Genomic DNA, 16,699 nt, shown 5'->3' on the forward strand with positions numbered 1-16,699 from the left:
GCATCGTGCTCGGGGCGACGGCGGCGGCCGTGGTCGGCGCATCGAGTCGTGGCTAGTGGTTCGGGCCGCGATATCGAGTCGTGGATATCGGCGAAATTCGTCGTCGATTCCTGACCCGGATCCACGACTCGATCACTTGAACCCGGCTCACAGCTCCCCGCGGGGTTCGCAGACCGCGATAACCACATCGCCGGGCACCCCGGCTCGCGTACGCGACCTGAGCGCACAACAGCCATCCGCGCGCCCACCGAAGGCGGCAAACGGGCCAGCGTCCGCGAAGCGGTGACCAATCTACCCGCGCATCCGTCACAAGGGCCGGTTATTCCCTCGTTTGGGGATGGGGAGTGGGGCTACTTGGCTCGGAGGTCTTTGATTCGTTTGGCTTTGCCTAGGGAGCGTTCTAGGGCGTGGGGGTCTAGGACTTCCACTGTGGCGGTGACGCCTACTCGGTCTTTGATTCGGTGGGCCAGATGGGTGGCGGCAGCGGTGCGGTCGGCTAGGTCGGGGGCGGCTTCTACCTGGACGGTTAGTTCGTCTAGGCGGCCGGGGCGGGTGAGGACGCAGAGGTAGTGGGGGGTGAGGCCTTCGACCAGGAGGATCTGTTCTTCGATCTGGGTGGGGAAGACGTTCACACCGCGGACGATCATCATGTCGTCGGTGCGGCCGGTGATCTTTTCCATCCGGCGCAGACTCGGACGCGCGGTGCCGGGGAGGAGCCGGGTGAGGTCTCGGGTGCGGTAGCGCAGGACCGGGAAGGCTTGCTTGGTGAGAGTCGTGAAGACGAGTTCACCCTCGGACCCGTCCGGCAGGACCTCGCCGGTGACCGGGTCGATGATCTCCGGGTAGAAGTGGTCCTCCCAGATGTGCAGGCCGTCCTTGGTCTCGACGCACTCCTGGGCGACACCCGGGCCCATCACCTCGGAGAGTCCGTAGATGTCGACCGCGTGGATACCGGTCCGCTCCTCGACCTCGACCCGCATCTGCTCGGTCCACGGCTCCGCGCCGAAGATGCCGATCCGCAGCGACGTGTCCCGCGGGTCCAGCCCCCGTCGTTCCATCTCGTCGACGATCGAGAGGAAGTACGACGGCGTCACCATGATGATCCGCGCACCGAAGTCGCGGATCAGGTCGACCTGCCGCTCGGTCATCCCACCGGAGACCGGTACGACGGTGCACCCGAGCCGCTCGGCTCCGTAATGCGCACCGAGACCCCCGGTGAACAGACCGTAGCCATAGGCAACATGACACACATCGCCCGCGCGCCCACCAGCCGCCCGGATGGACCGGGCGACCAGATCCGCCCACGTGTCCAGGTCCTTCTGCGTGTACCCGACCACCGTCGGGCGTCCCGTCGTACCCGACGACGCGTGCACGCGCGCGACCTCGGACCGCGGTACGGCGAACATCCCGAACGGATAGTTGTCCCGCAGATCCTTCTTCGCCGTGAACGGCAACCGGCTGAGATCACTCAGCGACTGCAGGTCACCGGGTTTGAACCCGACCGCGTCCAAGGCGTCCCGGTAGTGCGGGACCTTCTCGTACGCCGTCGCGACCGTTGACTGGAGCAACGACAACTGGCGGGACCGGAGCTCGTCGACGGAGAGTCGTTCTCCCGCGTCGCGCAACTCATCCGGGCAGGCATCACCGAGCATCTGAAGACTCCTAAGGACGGGCGAGCAGGGTGGCGATGCCCTGGCCGACGCCGATACACATGGTGGCCAGTGCGTACCCGGCGTCGCGGTGGCGAAGCTCCAGGGCGGCGGTCAGGGCGAGGCGGGCGCCGGACATCCCCAGCGGGTGGCCGAGGGCGATGGCGCCGCCGTTCGGGTTGACGTGCTCGGCGTCGTCGGGCAGCCCGAGCTCGCGCAGTACGGCGAGGGACTGCGAGGCGAACGCCTCGTTCAGCTCGATCACGCCGATGTCGGAGAGCGCGACACCGGTGCGGGCGAGAAGCTTGCGGGTCGCGGGTGCCGGGCCGATGCCCATGATCCGGGGCGGTACGCCGGCGGCCGCCGTACCGACGATCCGCGCGAGTGGGGTGAAACCGTGCCGCTCGACCGCGTCGCCGCTCATCACCAGCAGTGCGGCGGCGCCGTCGTTCACACCGGACGAGTTGCCGGCCGTCACGGTCCCAGGGGTGCGGAACGGCGTCTTCAGCCCGGCCAGCGCCTCGAGTGAGGTGTCGCGCGGGTGCTCGTCGATGTCGACGGTCGTCACCGTGCCGCGCTTGCCCGGCACCTCGACCGACACGATCTCTTCGGCCAGTCGCCCGTTCGCTTGGCCCTTGGCCGCGCGCTGTTGACTCCGCAACGCGAACAGGTCCTGGTCCTCGCGGGAGATGCCGAACTCGGCGGCGACGTTCTCGCCGGTCTCCGGCATCGAGTCGATCCCGTACTGCTCCTTGAGTACCGGGTTCACGAACCGCCAGCCGAGCGTGGTGTCGTAGATCTCCGCCTGCCGGGCGAACGCGGTCGTTGCCTTAGGCATCACAAAAGGTGCCCTCGACATCGACTCGACCCCACCGGCGATGACGATGTCGTTGTCGCCGGCAATGATCGACCGCGCGGCCGTCGCGACCGCGTCCAGACCGGATCCACACAGCCGGTTGATCGTCGTACCGGGAACCGTCACCGGCAGGCCGGAGAGCAGGACCGCCATCCGGGCCACGTTCCGGTTGTCCTCGCCGGCCTGGTTCGCGCAGCCGAGGACGACGTCGTCGATCAGGTCGGGGTCGACGGCCTGCCGGTTCAGCAGCGACGAGATGACGTGCGCCGCGAGATCGTCGGGCCGGACGGCCGAGAGCGCGCCGCCGTACCGTCCGATCGGCGTACGGACGCCGTCCACCAAGAACGCCTCGCGACTCATCACTGCTCCTCAGGAAGGATGGTGCCGGACAGTTGTCTGCTGCGGCCGCGGAACTCGGCGATGATGTCGTCGCCGCGCCGGACCGTCACGTCGTAGATCGCGTTGCGGCCGAAGGTCGTCCGCTCCCGCGCCTCGGCGACCAGCAGATCGCCACGGCGCGCGGGCGCGACGAAGACGATGTCGCAGGCCTGGGCGACGGTGACCTGGTTGCGGGAGTTGCAGGCGAAGGCGAACGCGGAGTCGGCGAGACAGAACACGAACCCACCATGCGCGATCCCGTGGCCGTTGACCATGTTTTCGCGCACCGGCATCTCGACCCGGGCGGCACCGTCGGAGACGTCCACCAACCGCATGCCGAGGCCGGAGCTGGCGGTGTCCTCGGCCCACATGGCCGCAGCGACCCGCCCGGCCAGGTCGTCACCCATACATTTGCCCTATCGCGATATGCCCGATGGTGCTGTGCCCGATGGTGAAGGGCTTGTTACACCCTACCCCCGATTGTGCGATCGACTGTAACATCACAGAGGAAACCCCGAGGCTTGGAGCGCACCCGATGACCACGACCGGCACCGACCAACTCGCCGCCCACCGCGAGCGGCTCGACGAGGCACTGACCGCGATCCACAGCCGCGGCTATTACTCGGCGTTCCCCGAGTCGCCCAGCCCGCGCGTGTACGGCGAGACCGCGGCCGCCGACGGCAAGGCCGCGTTCGAGACCCACCTCGGTACGACGTACGCCCTCGACATCCCGGGATCACACGGCACGGTCGTGACCGAGGCGTCGCCGTTCGGAATCACGCTGGACATCTCCTACCCGCGGGTAGTTGCGGAGGGGCTGGACGATCTGCTCGCCGCCGCGCAGCAGGGTCTCGCGGACTGGCGCCGGGCCGGTATCGACGCCCGGACCGGTGTCACGCTGGAGATCCTCGATCGGCTGCACAAGCGGGTCTTCGAGCTGGCCAACGCGGTCCAGCACACCACCGGCCAGGCCTTCGTGATGGCGTTCCAGGCCGGTGGCGCGCACGCGCTCGATCGCGCGCTGGAAGCCGTCGCGTACGCGTACGAGGAGATGAACCGCTACCCGGCCGAGGCGGTCTGGGAGAAGCCGGCCAAGGGTGATCCGATCCGGATGACCAAGAACTTCACCGTCACCGGCCGCGGCGTCGCGCTGGTGATCGGCTGCAACACCTTCCCGACCTGGAACTCCTGGCCCGGCCTGTTCGCCTCGCTGGTCACCGGCAACGCCGTCGTGGTGAAGCCGCACCCGCTCGCCGTCCTGCCGCTGGCGATCACGGTGGACGTGTGCCGCGAGGTGCTCGCCGAGTCCGGCTTCGACCCGAATCTGGTCACCCTGGCGGTCGAGCGAGCCGGCGACGGCCTGGCCAAGCCGCTGGCCCAGCGCCCCGAGATCAAGCTGATCGACTTCACCGGCGGCAACGAGTTCGGTGAGTGGCTCGAGCAGAACGCGACCCAGGCGACCGTCTTCACCGAGAAGGCCGGCGTCAACGCGGTCATCATCGACTCGACCGACTCGTTCAAGGCGCTCACCAACAACCTCGCGTTCACCCTGAGCCTGTACTCGGGCCAGATGTGCACGACCACCCAGAACATCTTCGTCCCGGCCGGCGGGATCGAGACCGACGAGGGCCACAAGTCGTTCGAGGAGGTCGGGGCCGGGATCGCCGGCGCGATGAGCAAGCTGCTCGGCGACGACGCGCGCGCGGTCGAGATCCTGGGCGGCATCGTGAACCAGGCCGTGATCAGCCGGCTCGAGCTCGCTCCGTCGTACGGCGAGGTCGTGCTGGAGTCGCGGGCGATCCAGCATCCGGCGTTCCCGGACGCGACCGTGCGGACGCCGCTGCTGGTCGCGATCGATGCCAAGGACGCCGAGGTGTACGGGAGTGAGTGCTTCGGCCCGGTCTCGTTCGTGGTCCGGACTGCGGACACGGCCGAGTCGATCGAGTTGTTCAAGACCACGGTCATCGACGGCGGCGCGATGACCGCGGGCATATACTCGACCGACGCGAAGGTGCTCGACGAGGCCCGCGAGGCCGCGCTCGACGCAGGCGTCGCGCTCTCGGAGAACCTGACCGGCCAGGTGTTCGTCAACCAGTCGGCGGCCTTCAGCGATTTCCACGGCACCGGCGCCAACCCGGCCGCGAACGCGACCTACACCGACGGTGCCTACGTTGCGAGTCGCTTCCGGGTGATTCAGTCTAGGCGTCATGCCTGACACCCTGGATGCTGACAACCTTCGCGAGGTCCTTGCCTACTTCGACAGCTGGCTGGCGTTCCAGCAGCGCTACCACCGCGTGCCCGGGATCCAGGCCGCGGTGTACGCCGGGGACGGGATCGCCTTCTCGGCGGCCTACGGGCTGGCCGATGTCGAGAACGACGTACCCCTGACCGAGCAGCACCTGTTCCGGATCGCATCGCACTCGAAGACCTTCACCGCGACGGCGATCTTCCAGCTGGCCGAGCAGGGTCGGCTCCGGCTCGACGACAAGGCCGGCCAGCACGTCACCGAACTGGTCGGCACGCCGATCGGCGAGCGGACGATCCGGGAGCTGCTCGCGCACGCCGGTGGCGTCACCCGCGACAGCGTGGCGGCCGACTGGTGGCAACTGTCCGGGCTCTTCCCGGACCGCGACCAACTGCTCGCGGTCCTGCGGCAGGATTCGTCGGCCGTGTTGTCGGAGAACGACCGGTTCAAGTACTCCAACATCGGCTACGGCCTGCTCGGTCTCGTTATCGAGGCCGCGTCGGGTACGCCGTACAACACGTTCGTGCAGACCGGGATCGTCGACAAGCTCGGGCTGACCGGACTCGGTCCGGAGCTGGACCCGAGCCGCCTGAGCGAGTACTCGGTCGGTTACAGCGCCCTCTCGTACGCCGACGCCCGCGTGCCGATCGATCATGTCGACACCCGTGCGCTGGCGTCGGCGACGGGGTTCTTCGCCAACGCGCGCGATCTGGTTACGTACTTCTCCGCGCACCTGCCGGGTGACGACCGGCTGCTCACCGACAAGTCCAAGCGGGAGATGCAGCACCCGTTGTGGAAGGTCAGCAAGAAGAGCGACTCGCACTACGGGCTCGGGCTGGATGTGTCGAAGGTCGGCGAGCGAGACACCTTCGGGCACGGCGGCGGCTACCCGGGCCACATCACCAACTCCCTGGTCGACGCCGAGCACGGGCTCGTGGTGTCGGTGCTCACCAACGCGATCGACGGCCCGGCCGGTCGGCTTTCGCAGAGTCTGCTCAAGCTCGTCGATCTGGCCGCGTCCAGCGAGCGCGGCGACGCCGCCGGCCTGGAGCGGTACGCGGGCCGGTTCGCGAACCTCTGGGGCGTGATCGACCTCGCCGTCCTCGGTGGCCGGTTGTACCAGCTCAGTCCGGCCGTCGACGATCCCACCGCGGAGCCCGTGCTCCTCGATGTGGACGGCGACACCGTGCGGGTCGCCGAGGGATCCGGCTTCGGCTCGTACGGCGAGGAGTACCAGTTCACCTTCGCGGCCGACGGCACGGTCGAGTCCGTCCGCGGCGGCAGCGGCCTACTCGCCCACCCCATCGACGCGTTCTCCCTACCCGAGCGGGTTACCGTCAAGGAATGACGATCCACAGCGATCATCCCTTCCTGCCGCCCGAGTCCGAACGGAGTCCGGTACGGCGGTTGCGCGGGCGACTGCCGTCACCGGTCGGACTGTGGACGACGTCGTACGACGGGAAGCGGGCCGGACTCACGGTGTCGTCGATGCTGGTCGCCGACGGCGAGCCCGGGTTCGTGGTCGGACTCATCGACCCGGACTCGGAGCTGTGGGAAACGTTGCGCGAGGCAAGGACTGCCGTGGTGTCGTTGCTCGGTGCACCGCACCAACAGCTCGCGGACGCCTTCGGCTACGTCGCACCAGCGCCAGGTGGTCCGTTCCGGCTGATCGACTGGACCGACACCGAATGGGGTCCGGCCCCCGTCGGCGTCACCACCTGGGCCGGCTGCACTCTGAGTAGCGACGACCCGCCTGAGATCGGTTGGGCCCTGCAGGTCCAGCTCGAGATCGTCCACGTCGACCTGGCTCCCGACGAGGTGCCGCCGTTGGTCCACCGTCGAGGACGCTACGTCACGATCTAAAGTGAACCTATGCGAGCCACCACGTTGTATGGGACGTACGACATCCGGTTGGGCGAGGTCCCGGATCCGAAGATCGAGGGGCCGACGGACGCGGTCGTGAAAGTCGTTGCCTCGTGCATCTGTGGGTCGGATCTCTGGCCCTATCGGGGCGACCCGCCGGTGACGCAGCCCCGGCGGATCGGGCACGAATTCGTCGGTCTGGTCGAGGAGGTCGGAGCGGACGTCCGGACGGTCAAGCCCGGCGACTTCGTGATCACGCCGTTCGTGGTGAGCGACGGCACCTGTCCGAACTGCCTGGCCGGCTACCAGACCGCCTGTCAGAACCGGGTCGGTTACGGCACCGATCGGGCCGACGGTGGCCAAGGCGAGTACGTGAAACTCCCGTACGCCGACGGCACGCTCGTGGCCACGCCCGAGGTGCCCGACGACTCACTCATCCCCTCGCTGCTGGCGCTCTCCGATGTCATGGGCACGGGCTGGCATGCGGCCCGCGCGGCCCGGGTGAAGGCCGGCGACACCGTGGTTGTGGTCGGTGATGGTGCAGTGGGGCTATGCGGCGTACTCGCGGCCGCGCGAATGGGGGCCGAGCGAGTAGTCGTGATGTCCCGGCACGAGCCACGCCAGGAGCTGGCGAAGGAGTTCGGGGCTACGGACATCATTGCCGAACGTGGTGATGCCGCGCGCGACGCCGTACTGGAGTTGACCGATGGAGTCGGCGCCGACGCCGTTCTGGAGTGTGTCGGGACCGGGCAGGCGATGACGACCGCGTTCGAGGTCGCCCGGGCCGGATCCACCGTCGGGTTCGTCGGTGTGCCGCACGGCGTGGAGGCGCCGATCCGGACGATGTTCCAGCGCAACATCGGCCTGGCCGGTGGAGCGTCGCCGGTGCGTTCCTATCTGCCGGACCTGATGGCCGACGTACTCGGCGGAGAAATCGACCCGGGCAAGGTCTTCGACCTGGAGCTTCCGCTGGCCGAGGTGGCCGAGGGGTACAAGGCGATGCACGAACGGCGCGCCATCAAGGTTCTGCTGCGTCCGTAACGCAGTGTGGTGGTCCAGCAACCCACAAAACCGCTCGTAACCGCTCACATGTGATCGCTCTCATAGGAGTTGCGCGGAGCGGTGACGGTTGCGCAACGCGCCTGCGCGGAACGTTGACACCCCGCACGCCGCGTCCCAGAGTTGGGCCGTCAAGGGGGCAACGTTGTCACAGGCGGCTGGCTCCAGCTAAGTGATCGGAGATTGAACATGCGTGGTGGTCTGAGCAAGACCCTCGCGGTGCTGAGTGCGGCGGGTCTTCTCGCGGTCAGCGCCTGCGGGAACAGCAGTGACAGCGGCGGCGGTGGGGATTCGGCTGCCAGCAAGGACGTCACTGTCTTCACCTGGTGGGCCGACGGTGGCGAGAAGGCCGGTCTGGACGGCCTGGTGTCGGTCTTCGGCACCGACTGCAAGGACTACAAGTTCGTCAACTCGGCCGTGGCCGGTGGCGCGGGCTCGAACGCGAAGCAGGTGCTGGCCAACGACCTGCAGGCCGGCAAGCCGCCGTCGACGTTCCAGGCGCACGCCGGTGCGGAGTTGAAGGACTACATCAACGCCGGCCAGGTCGACGACATCAGCGGTCTGTACAAGGACTTCGGGCTGGACAAGGCCTTCCCGCAGAACCTGATCGACAACCTGACCGTCGACGGCAAGATCTACTCGATCCCGGCGAACGTCCACCGGGCGAACGTGGTCTGGGCCAACCCGACCGTGCTCAAGAAGGGGAACATCGACGCCACGAAGGCTCCGGCCAGCGTGGACGCATGGATCGCCGACCTGGGCAAGCTGAAGACGGCCGGGGTGACTGCTCCGCTGGCGGTCTCGAAGGGCTTCGCCCAGGAGATGCTGGTCGAGGCGGTACTGCTGGCCGAGCTCGGTCCGGACAAGTTCAAGGGCCTGTTCGACGGCAAGACCGACTGGACCGGTGCCGACGTGACCGCGGCGCTGAACAAGTACAAGACGCTGCTCACGTTCACCAACACCGACCGCGAGGCGATCGACTGGCCGGACGCGCTGGGCTACGTGAACTCCGGCAAGGCCGGCTACACGCTGATGGGTGACTGGGTCGCCGCGCAGCAGGTGGCCGACAAGGTACCGGACTCGGCGTACACCTACTGGCCGGCGCCGGGCACCGACGGCGACTTCCAGTTCCTGTCCGACTCGTTCACGCTGCCGACCAACGGCGCGGACCCCGACGGCGCCAAGTGCTGGCTGAAGACGGTCGGTTCGGCCGAGGGCCAGAAGGCGTTCAACACCAAGAAGGGCTCGATCCCGGCCCGCTCGGACGCGAACCCGTCGGACTACCCGAAGTACCAGCAGTCGGCGATGGCGGACTGGAAGAGCAAGACGATCGTTCCGTCCTGCGCCCACGGTGCCGCCTGCACGCTGGGGCAGAACAACGACATCCTCTCCGCGATGAGCCAGTTCAGCGGTAGCCCGGATGTTGCGAAGCTGCAGTCGGCGCTCGCCACTGCGATGAAGACGAGCTGATGCAGCCAAGAAATTTGGCGCTGTGGTGCGAATCGTTTGAACAGTTGGAGGATTGAGCGTGCACGGAAGAATCCGCACCTGGGGACCTGGAGCCCTGGTGCTGCTGCCGACCGTGCTGCTGCTCGGGTACTTCGTTTACGGGCTGATCGCCTGGTCCTTCAACACCTCGCTGACGAATCGGCACACCGCCCGCAAGGGCCCGGCGCAGTACGTCGGGTTCGAGAACTACGGGCACCTGTTCAGTGAGGACCGGTTCCTCAACTCGCTGAAGAACCTCGGCGTGCTCACGGTGGCGTTCATCGTGGGCACGCTGATCTTCGGCCTGCTCTGGGCACTGCTGCTGGAGAAGGGCGTGCCCGGCGAGTCGATCTTCCGGTCGATCTACCTGTTCCCGATGGCGATCTCGATGATCGCCTCGGGTGTGGTCTGGGGCTGGTTGCTGAACCCGTCCCAGGGCGACGACGCGCGCGGGCTGAACCGGCTGTTCGAGATCCTCCATCTGAACTTCCTGGAGAATCCGTGGTGGACCGCAGGGAGCCGATGGACCACGATGGCGTCCATCGCGCTCCCTGCGGTCTGGCAGCTGTCCGGCTACATCATGGCGCTGTTCCTGGCCGGCTTCCGGGGCATCCCGCCGGAGCTGCGCGAGGCGGCCCGGGTCGACGGGGCGTCGGAGTTCAAGCTGTACCGGCACGTGCTGTTCCCTCAGTTGTCGCCGATCGCGTTGTCGGCGCTGATCATCCTCGGCCACATGTCGCTGAAGCTGTTCGACCTGATCTACGCGATCACCGGGCCGAACCAGTTCCGGACCGAGGTGCCCGCGGTCTACATGTGGAACACCTTGTTACGCAGTGACATGGCCAAGGCGGCAGCGATCGCGATCGTGCTGTTGGCGGTCGTCGCTGTTCTCGTCATCCCGTACATCGCGTACACCGTCCGGCAGGAGACTGAGGAATGAGCGAGCGAAGCGAGCGAACAATTCAGCACAGCGCGCTACGTGTCTCATCCGCGCCCGGAGCGAAGCGAGGACGTGGATGAGCACCGATACTGCAGCCGCGGCGACCGGTCAGGCTGCTGCGGCGATCCGTCGGAAGCCGCAGAAGCGTGGGGTGATCGCGGACGGGTCGACCCGGCGCAGCCGGACCGTTCGCTACATCCTGCTGTTGTTGTTCCTGCTGTTCGTGCTGATCCCGGTGTACGTCGTCCTCGTCACCAGCTTCAAGACCTCCGGTGACACCACCGCTGCCTCGCAGTGGAACCTGCCGAAGACCTGGACCCTGGATCCGTGGCGCAAGGCCTGGGACGTCCTGCAGCCGTACATGATCCGGTCGCTGTCGCTGGCGATCCCGGCCGCGATCATCTCGTCGCTGATCGGCTCCGTGAACGGGTTCGTGCTGGCCCGCTGGCGGTTCCCCGGGGCGAACATCGTGTTCGCGTTCATCCTGTTCGGGATGTTCATCCCGTACCAGGCGATCATGCTGCCGCTGCGGACGACGTTCACCAACCTGGACGTCACCCGCGGGGTGCCGACGCTGATCCTGGCGCACTGCATCTACGGCATCCCGATCTGCACGCTGATCTTCCGGAACTACTACGCCACCATCGTTCCGAACGAGATCATCGAGTCGGCCCGGGTGGACGGCGCCGGGCTGGTCCAGACGTACCTGCGGATCATCCTGCCGATCTCGATCTCCGGATTCGTGGTCACGCTCATCTGGCAGTTCACCTCGGTCTGGAACGACTTCCTGTTCGCACTGTTCCTGACCCAGCAGAACAACGGCCCGGTCACGTTGGGTCTGGCCGCGCTGTCCGGCGGCCAGAAGGTCGACTACGCGGCCAGCATGGCGGGCGCGCTGATCACGTCGTTCCCGACGCTGATCGTCTACATCCTGCTCGGCCGCTGGTTCATCGGCGGCCTGATGGCCGGCGCCCTCAAGGGCTGACCCCCGCCACACCCCGTACGACGTTCCGCGGCCCGTGCTCCCAATGAGCACGGGCCGTCGCCGTCGCCCCGCCCCCATTTGCCTGGCTGACCCACGCAATTGCCTGGTCGACCCAGGAAATCGGGGGTTCCACACCGACGTTCACGGTCAGGAACCCCCGAACTCGTGGGTGGACCAGGGAAATGGGGATTGTCCACAGGATGCGTGCTGGGGTCGGCGGGGATTGTCCACAGGGCGCGCGGAGTGGTCTGCGGGGGAGTGTCCGGGAGCGGTAACCTCACGGAGGTGACCAAGTCTCCACGCGGCCGGGACGGACGGCCGAGCCATTTGCGGCTGGTCGGGTCTGCGCCCGGTCCGGCCCACGGACCTACCGCGGGTGTCGATGTCGACATCACGCCGAGCGTCGCCGTGCTGGAGACCCTGCTGGAGACGCTGACCCTCGACCTGGCCGCGGCGCCCAGCGCGCTGCATCCGGTCATCGCGGAGGCCTCGGTGGCGCGATCGGCGGCGATGCTCGCGGATCAGCTCTGGCCGGCCGGCCGGCCGGACGAGATCGGCGAGGTGGAGCGGTTCTTCTGGGCCGACGCGGCGCGGGTGCTCGGCGAGCGCCGCGATGTGGATTCCTTTGTGCTGTTGACGTCGCTGGCCCGGACGGTCGGGCCGGCCGGGCGATTGCCGTTGCAACGGGCCCATTTGTCCCGGCTGCGGACCGAGTCGACGGTGCCGGAGTGGGTGACCCGGATCGCCGGGTTCCGGTTGACCAGCGCGATCGTGTCGGAGGACATCTCCGGCGACGGATTGAGCGTCGTACTGGACTATGACGACGAGCAGCATCCGCACACCGTGGTGGTGTTCATCGACAACAACCTCGGCGCGATCGTGAAGGACGTGTTCGTCGGGCCACCGGTCGATCGGGTGCTGGAGGCGTATCAGCGCGGCGGCCGGGTAACCATCCGGACCGTGCGCCCGTCGGCTGCGGCGGGGATCATCCTGCAGGCGCTCGGTGAGACGCGCGACTACGACGATCCGCCGGTGAGCGAGGACTTCGAGTTCTTCTCCGGACTTTTGGTGAACCGGCTGACACAGTTGCCGGAGCGCCCAATCCGGCCACCGGTCCGGCCGCTGCTGTCGCCGCGGCAACGCGATCAGCTGGTCGAGGAGTTCCTCGAGTCGCGGCATGCGATGGGGTTGCCGGAGGATGCCGCGGACATCGTCCGGCTGTGGATCGACCACGCGGTGGATCACACCGTGGGCGGTCCGTTGCGGGTCAGCGCCGTACTGGTCGAGCTCTTCCTCGCGTACTGGTTACCGCGCAAGGTGCTTGCCGACAGCACGTATTTCGAGGCGGTTCCGCCGGCGGTGAAGGGGTGGCTGGAGTTCGCCGGTGAGCGGACGCAGCTGCCGTTGGACGCGATCGACGAAGCGGTGGACGCGGTCGACGTGTGGACGCCCGCGCTGGACGCCGCGGCGATGATCGACCCGATCGGCTCGAAGCCGGGCGAACGGGTCTTCCTCGACGACACCACCAACGATCTGGAAGACGCCTACCGAGCGCTGTCCGGCCTGGGCTCACCGCCGCAGCCGGACCTGCAGGGCCTGGACAAGTCACAGGCCGCCACTCTCTCGGTCCTCGCTCCGCACGCGTGGCTGATGGCCGGCGAGACCCTGGGCAACGCCTACGCCCCCGATGCGTTCGACATCGCCGAGCGCCTGGTCCGCGACGCCCCCGACCTGCTCGCGAGGGCACGCCTGTCCACCTGGCCCCGCGCGATCGTCTGGCTCCTCGCCCATCGCCACCGCCTGGTCGGCCCCGGCGAGGCCCTCACCCCCTACAGCCTGGCCTCCGACCTCTCCAGCTCTCCGGCCACCCTCCGCAAAACCGCCAAGCTCCTCACCGACACCCTGATCCTTCCCCGTTGATCGGAGGTCGGACAATGGGGGCATGCATGTGCGTGCGCCGGAGCTCAGGGGTCGTGGCTGGTTGAACACCGGGGGACGGGAGCTGAAGCTCGCGGACTTTCGGGGACGGTTCTTGTTGCTGGACTTCTGGACGTCCGGCTGCATCAACTGCCTGCATGTGCTGGACGAGCTGCGGCCGGTGGAAGAGAAGTACGGCGACGCGCTGGTGATGGTCGGTGTGCATTCGCCGAAGTTCGCGCACGAGGGCGACGCGGCGGCGGTTCGGGCCGCGGTCGAGCGGTACGAGGTCGGGCATCCGGTGTTGGACGACCCCGAGCTGATCACCTGGCAGAACTACACGGCCCGGGCGTGGCCGACGCTCGTACTGGTGGATCCGAACGGCTACATCGTCACGCAGTACTCCGGCGAGGGCCACGCGCATGCGCTCGACGCGCAGCTGGCGGAGTTGATCGCCGAGCACGAGAAGGCAGGGACGCTGACGCGCGGGAAGTCGCCGTACGTCGCTCCCGCCGCAGCGCCGACCGAGTTGAAGTTCCCGGCGAAGATCGTTGCTCTCGAGAACGGATTTCTGGTCGCGGACGCCGGCCACCACAGCATCGTCGAGCTGGAGGACGATGCGGCAACCGTCGTACGGCGGATCGGTACCGGCGAGCGTGGGTTCGTCGACGGCGGCGCGTCGGAGGCACGGTTCTCCGAGCCGAACGGGCTGGTGCTACTCCCGGACGAGACCGCGGCACGACTCGGCTACGACGTCATCGTCGCGGACACGGTGAACCATGCACTCCGCGGGATCGCCTTGCAGTCCGGCGAGGTCACCACACTCGTTGGCACCGGCAAGCAATGGATGGACGGCGACGGGACCGACGTCCTGAGCTCACCGTGGGATGTCGCGTGGTGGCAGGACAAGGTGTGGATCGCGATGGCGGGCGTCCATCAGTTGTGGACGTACGACCCGTTCACCAAGGTCACGGAGGTTGCGGCCGGGACGACGAACGAGGGGCTGAAGGACGGTCCGCTCGGCGAGGCCTGGTTCGCGCAGACGAGCGGTCTCGCGGTCGACGGCGACCGGCTGTGGCTGGCCGACTCGGAAGTCTCCGCGCTGCGATGGATCGACACCGAGGCGCACACAGCGATCGGGACCGGGCTGTTCGACTTCGGCCTGCGGGACGGCAAGGCGAGTGAGGCGCTGCTTCAGCATCCGCTGGGGGTGACTGTGCTCCCGGATGGTTCGATCGCCGTCGCCGACACCTACAACGGCGCCGTACGGCGGTATGACCCGAGCGCCGACGTGATCGAGACCATGGCCACCGGGCTCGCCGAGCCCAGCGGAGCCGTTGTCGTAGGCAACGAATTGCTCGTCGTCGAGTCGGCCGCGCACCGGCTGACCCGGATCCCCCTGGGTGCGTCGGCGAAGGTCGACAGCTTCAGCAGTCGGACGCAGCGGCCGCCGATGGACGTCGCCGGTGGTGAGGTGACGCTGGCGGTCGTGTTCACGCCGCCGCCGGGGCAGAAGCTGGACGACCGGTACGGGCCATCGACCCGGCTGATGGTGTCGTCCACCCCGGAGAGCCTGTTGCGGGAGGGTGCGGGCAACTCGACGGACCTGACCAGGCGGCTCGTCATCGATGAGCGTGTCGGGGACGGCGTGCTGCACGTCGCCGTACAGGCTGCTTCGTGTGATGACGCCGGTGAGGTCGAGTTCCCGGCGTGTCACATGCATCGGCAGGACTGGGGCGTGCCCGTCCGTGTCACCGCGGACGGATCACACCGGCTGGAGCTGGTGCTGTCCGGAGCGACTACTCCTTGATGTCGCGGTGGTGCTCCTCGACGACGCGGTACTCCTCCTCGACCGCGGGGTCGATCGCGTCGGTCTCGACGCGGCGCCGCCGGTTCGTGATGTAGAAGGACAGCGCGATACCGGCGAGGCCTGCCAACATCAGGATGTAGCCGACCACCTGCAGATTGACGGCGTCCCACGAGTCCTTCACGGCGAACGCCAGCACAGCGCCCACCACCATCAAAAAGATCCCGACACCGATGCTCATCTGACGGAGCCTCCTCGTGAAGTCGCCTGACAGTCTCGACGCTACAGGGCCGCGACTGTGTAATCCATCATTCGCTCACGTGATGAGTACCCCGGTGACAAACGTGTCTAGTTGCTGCGGAGCTCGATGTCGCCGCTGACCGTGGTGGCGTCGATGCTGTGGGAACCGTTCGAGTCGTTGCCGAGGCTGTTGTCGACGTCGCCGCTGCGGGTGTCGGTGTTCACCTTGTAGCTGCCCGACGGCTCTGTGACCTCGATATCGCCGCTGGTGCCCTTGGCGCGGACGTCGTTCGCCTCGGTCAACCGGAGCTTGATGTCGCCGGAGCTGGTCTGGACGTCGGCCGGGCCGTTCAGACCGGACGCCTCGATGTCACCGGAGTTCGCCTTCACCTGCAGTTTGCCGGTCAGCGAGCTGACCTCGACATCACCCGAGGTCAGGTCGAGCTTCACGTCGCCGTTGATGTCGTGGAGCTCGATCTTGCCGGACCGCGACTTCGCGTCCACGCCGCTGACGCCGGAGATCGAAAGGTCGCCGCTGCCGTTCTCGCCCGTGACCTTCGTGCCGCGCGGGACGGTCACGACGAAGTCGGCGCTGCACTTCCAGCCGCAGTCCGCGTCGAGCTTGAGCACGCCGTCGTCCACCTTGTAGGCGTCGCCGTGCTTCCAGAGCCAGTACCGGCGCTTCTCCTGGACCGTCGTCTTGTCGTCGTCCGACACCTTGATCGTGACGTCGGAGCTGTTGCCGCCCAGCTGAACCGAACTGATGTGCTCGTCGATCGAGTGACTCTCGTCGGAGTCCCTGTCCCCGAACTGCCAGAACGCCAGCCCAGCCGCCGCCACCAGAAGAATCGCCCCAAGTTGCTTGGTTTCCGCCATGCCCCCGACCGTAAGCGCCCCACCCCCACCCCAGGATCCGGCACAACCCCCCACCCACCCCTGACCCCAACCCCAAAGAAACCTGGGCCTCAACCCCCAGGGAAGGAAGAGAGCCACTCAGAAGCCGCCCAAGGAAATAAAGAACAAACAAACAAAGAGAGGGTTATTCAGGAGCCTCAAAGAAGAAAAGCAGGGACAACGGAAAGGAAATATCGGTTCCTGTGGGGGATGTGGGCAAGACGGTCACCGCTGCGCGGCGGCTGACCTGTTGCCGCCTTCGGCGGGGCGCGGTTGACACACACCTTCTGGTGGGTGTGAACAAGAAACAACCTGTGTACATCACCACATCACAGACCCCGGTCGGCCCGGGTATCGAGTCGTGGATCCGGGTCAGGA

General features: G+C 67.3%; 14 protein-coding genes. 9 read left to right on the forward strand and 5 right to left on the reverse strand.

Features of this window, described 5'->3' with window-relative positions:
• Positions 1-350: 350 nt before the first annotated feature.
• From paaK to paaI, 3 genes are read right to left on the reverse strand one after another with little or no spacing between them, the layout of a single operon-like run.
• Positions 351-1,652: a phenylacetate--CoA ligase PaaK gene (gene paaK / locus ACWF4Z_RS36575; protein WP_452247813.1), complete on the reverse strand. Its 1,302-nt coding sequence runs from the start codon at positions 1,650-1,652 to the stop codon at positions 351-353.
• Between the two features lie 10 nt (positions 1,653-1,662).
• The gene (pcaF, locus tag ACWF4Z_RS36580) at positions 1,663-2,865 is read right to left on the reverse strand and encodes a 3-oxoadipyl-CoA thiolase (protein WP_452247814.1); all 1,203 of its coding nucleotides are present in this window, start codon (positions 2,863-2,865) and stop codon (positions 1,663-1,665) included.
• Positions 2,865-3,290 carry a hydroxyphenylacetyl-CoA thioesterase PaaI gene (paaI, locus tag ACWF4Z_RS36585; protein WP_452247815.1) on the reverse strand — a complete coding sequence of 142 codons (426 nt, stop codon included), beginning with the start codon at positions 3,288-3,290 and terminating at the stop codon, positions 2,865-2,867. The genes pcaF and paaI overlap by 1 nt, the downstream gene beginning before the upstream one ends.
• A 128-nt stretch (positions 3,291-3,418) precedes the next feature.
• On the opposite strand from paaI, the gene paaN reads away from it, so the two are divergent.
• The 9 genes from paaN (at position 3,419) to ACWF4Z_RS36630 (ending at position 15,190) form a co-directional block, all read left to right on the forward strand.
• Positions 3,419-5,098 (forward strand): phenylacetic acid degradation protein PaaN, encoded by a 1,680-nt coding sequence (gene paaN, locus ACWF4Z_RS36590; protein WP_452247816.1) that lies wholly within the window; start codon positions 3,419-3,421, stop codon positions 5,096-5,098.
• Positions 5,091-6,476, forward strand: a complete 1,386-nt coding sequence (locus ACWF4Z_RS36595; protein WP_452247817.1) for a serine hydrolase — start codon at positions 5,091-5,093, stop codon at positions 6,474-6,476. The genes paaN and ACWF4Z_RS36595 overlap by 8 nt, the downstream gene beginning before the upstream one ends.
• The gene (locus tag ACWF4Z_RS36600) at positions 6,473-6,991 is read left to right on the forward strand and encodes a flavin reductase family protein (RefSeq protein WP_452247818.1); all 519 of its coding nucleotides are present in this window, start codon (positions 6,473-6,475) and stop codon (positions 6,989-6,991) included. Before ACWF4Z_RS36595 ends, ACWF4Z_RS36600 begins: the two co-directional genes overlap by 4 nt.
• Positions 6,992-7,000: 9 nt before the next feature.
• Positions 7,001-8,032: a zinc-dependent alcohol dehydrogenase family protein gene (locus tag ACWF4Z_RS36605; RefSeq protein WP_452247819.1), complete on the forward strand. Its 1,032-nt coding sequence runs from the start codon at positions 7,001-7,003 to the stop codon at positions 8,030-8,032.
• 207 nt (positions 8,033-8,239) lie between these two features.
• Complete coding sequence (locus ACWF4Z_RS36610) at positions 8,240-9,520, forward strand: ABC transporter substrate-binding protein (protein ID WP_452247820.1); 1,281 nt, start codon at positions 8,240-8,242, stop codon at positions 9,518-9,520.
• 58 nt (positions 9,521-9,578) lie between these two features.
• The gene (locus ACWF4Z_RS36615; RefSeq protein ID WP_452247821.1) at positions 9,579-10,478 is read left to right on the forward strand and encodes a carbohydrate ABC transporter permease; all 900 of its coding nucleotides are present in this window, start codon (positions 9,579-9,581) and stop codon (positions 10,476-10,478) included.
• A gap of 76 nt (positions 10,479-10,554) precedes the next feature.
• Positions 10,555-11,463: a carbohydrate ABC transporter permease gene (locus ACWF4Z_RS36620; protein ID WP_452247822.1), complete on the forward strand. Its 909-nt coding sequence runs from the start codon at positions 10,555-10,557 to the stop codon at positions 11,461-11,463.
• Between the two features lie 285 nt (positions 11,464-11,748).
• Positions 11,749-13,383: a hypothetical protein gene (locus tag ACWF4Z_RS36625; RefSeq protein ID WP_452247823.1), complete on the forward strand. Its 1,635-nt coding sequence runs from the start codon at positions 11,749-11,751 to the stop codon at positions 13,381-13,383.
• Positions 13,384-13,405: 22 nt separating this feature from the next.
• Complete coding sequence (locus tag ACWF4Z_RS36630; RefSeq protein ID WP_452247824.1) at positions 13,406-15,190, forward strand: NHL domain-containing thioredoxin family protein; 1,785 nt, start codon at positions 13,406-13,408, stop codon at positions 15,188-15,190.
• Here the strand turns inward: ACWF4Z_RS36630 and ACWF4Z_RS36635 are convergent.
• Both ACWF4Z_RS36635 and ACWF4Z_RS36640 read right to left on the reverse strand, forming a co-directional pair.
• Positions 15,180-15,428, reverse strand: a complete 249-nt coding sequence (locus ACWF4Z_RS36635; RefSeq protein ID WP_452247825.1) for a DUF6458 family protein — start codon at positions 15,426-15,428, stop codon at positions 15,180-15,182. The two genes, ACWF4Z_RS36630 and ACWF4Z_RS36635, sit on opposite strands and share 11 nt — an antisense overlap.
• A gap of 107 nt (positions 15,429-15,535) precedes the next feature.
• On the reverse strand, positions 15,536-16,303 hold the full coding sequence (locus ACWF4Z_RS36640; protein ID WP_452247826.1) for a DUF4097 family beta strand repeat-containing protein: 768 nt from the start codon (positions 16,301-16,303) through the stop codon (positions 15,536-15,538).
• Positions 16,304-16,699 lie beyond the last annotated feature (396 nt).

The organism is Kribbella sp. NPDC055071, from assembly GCF_053608045.1.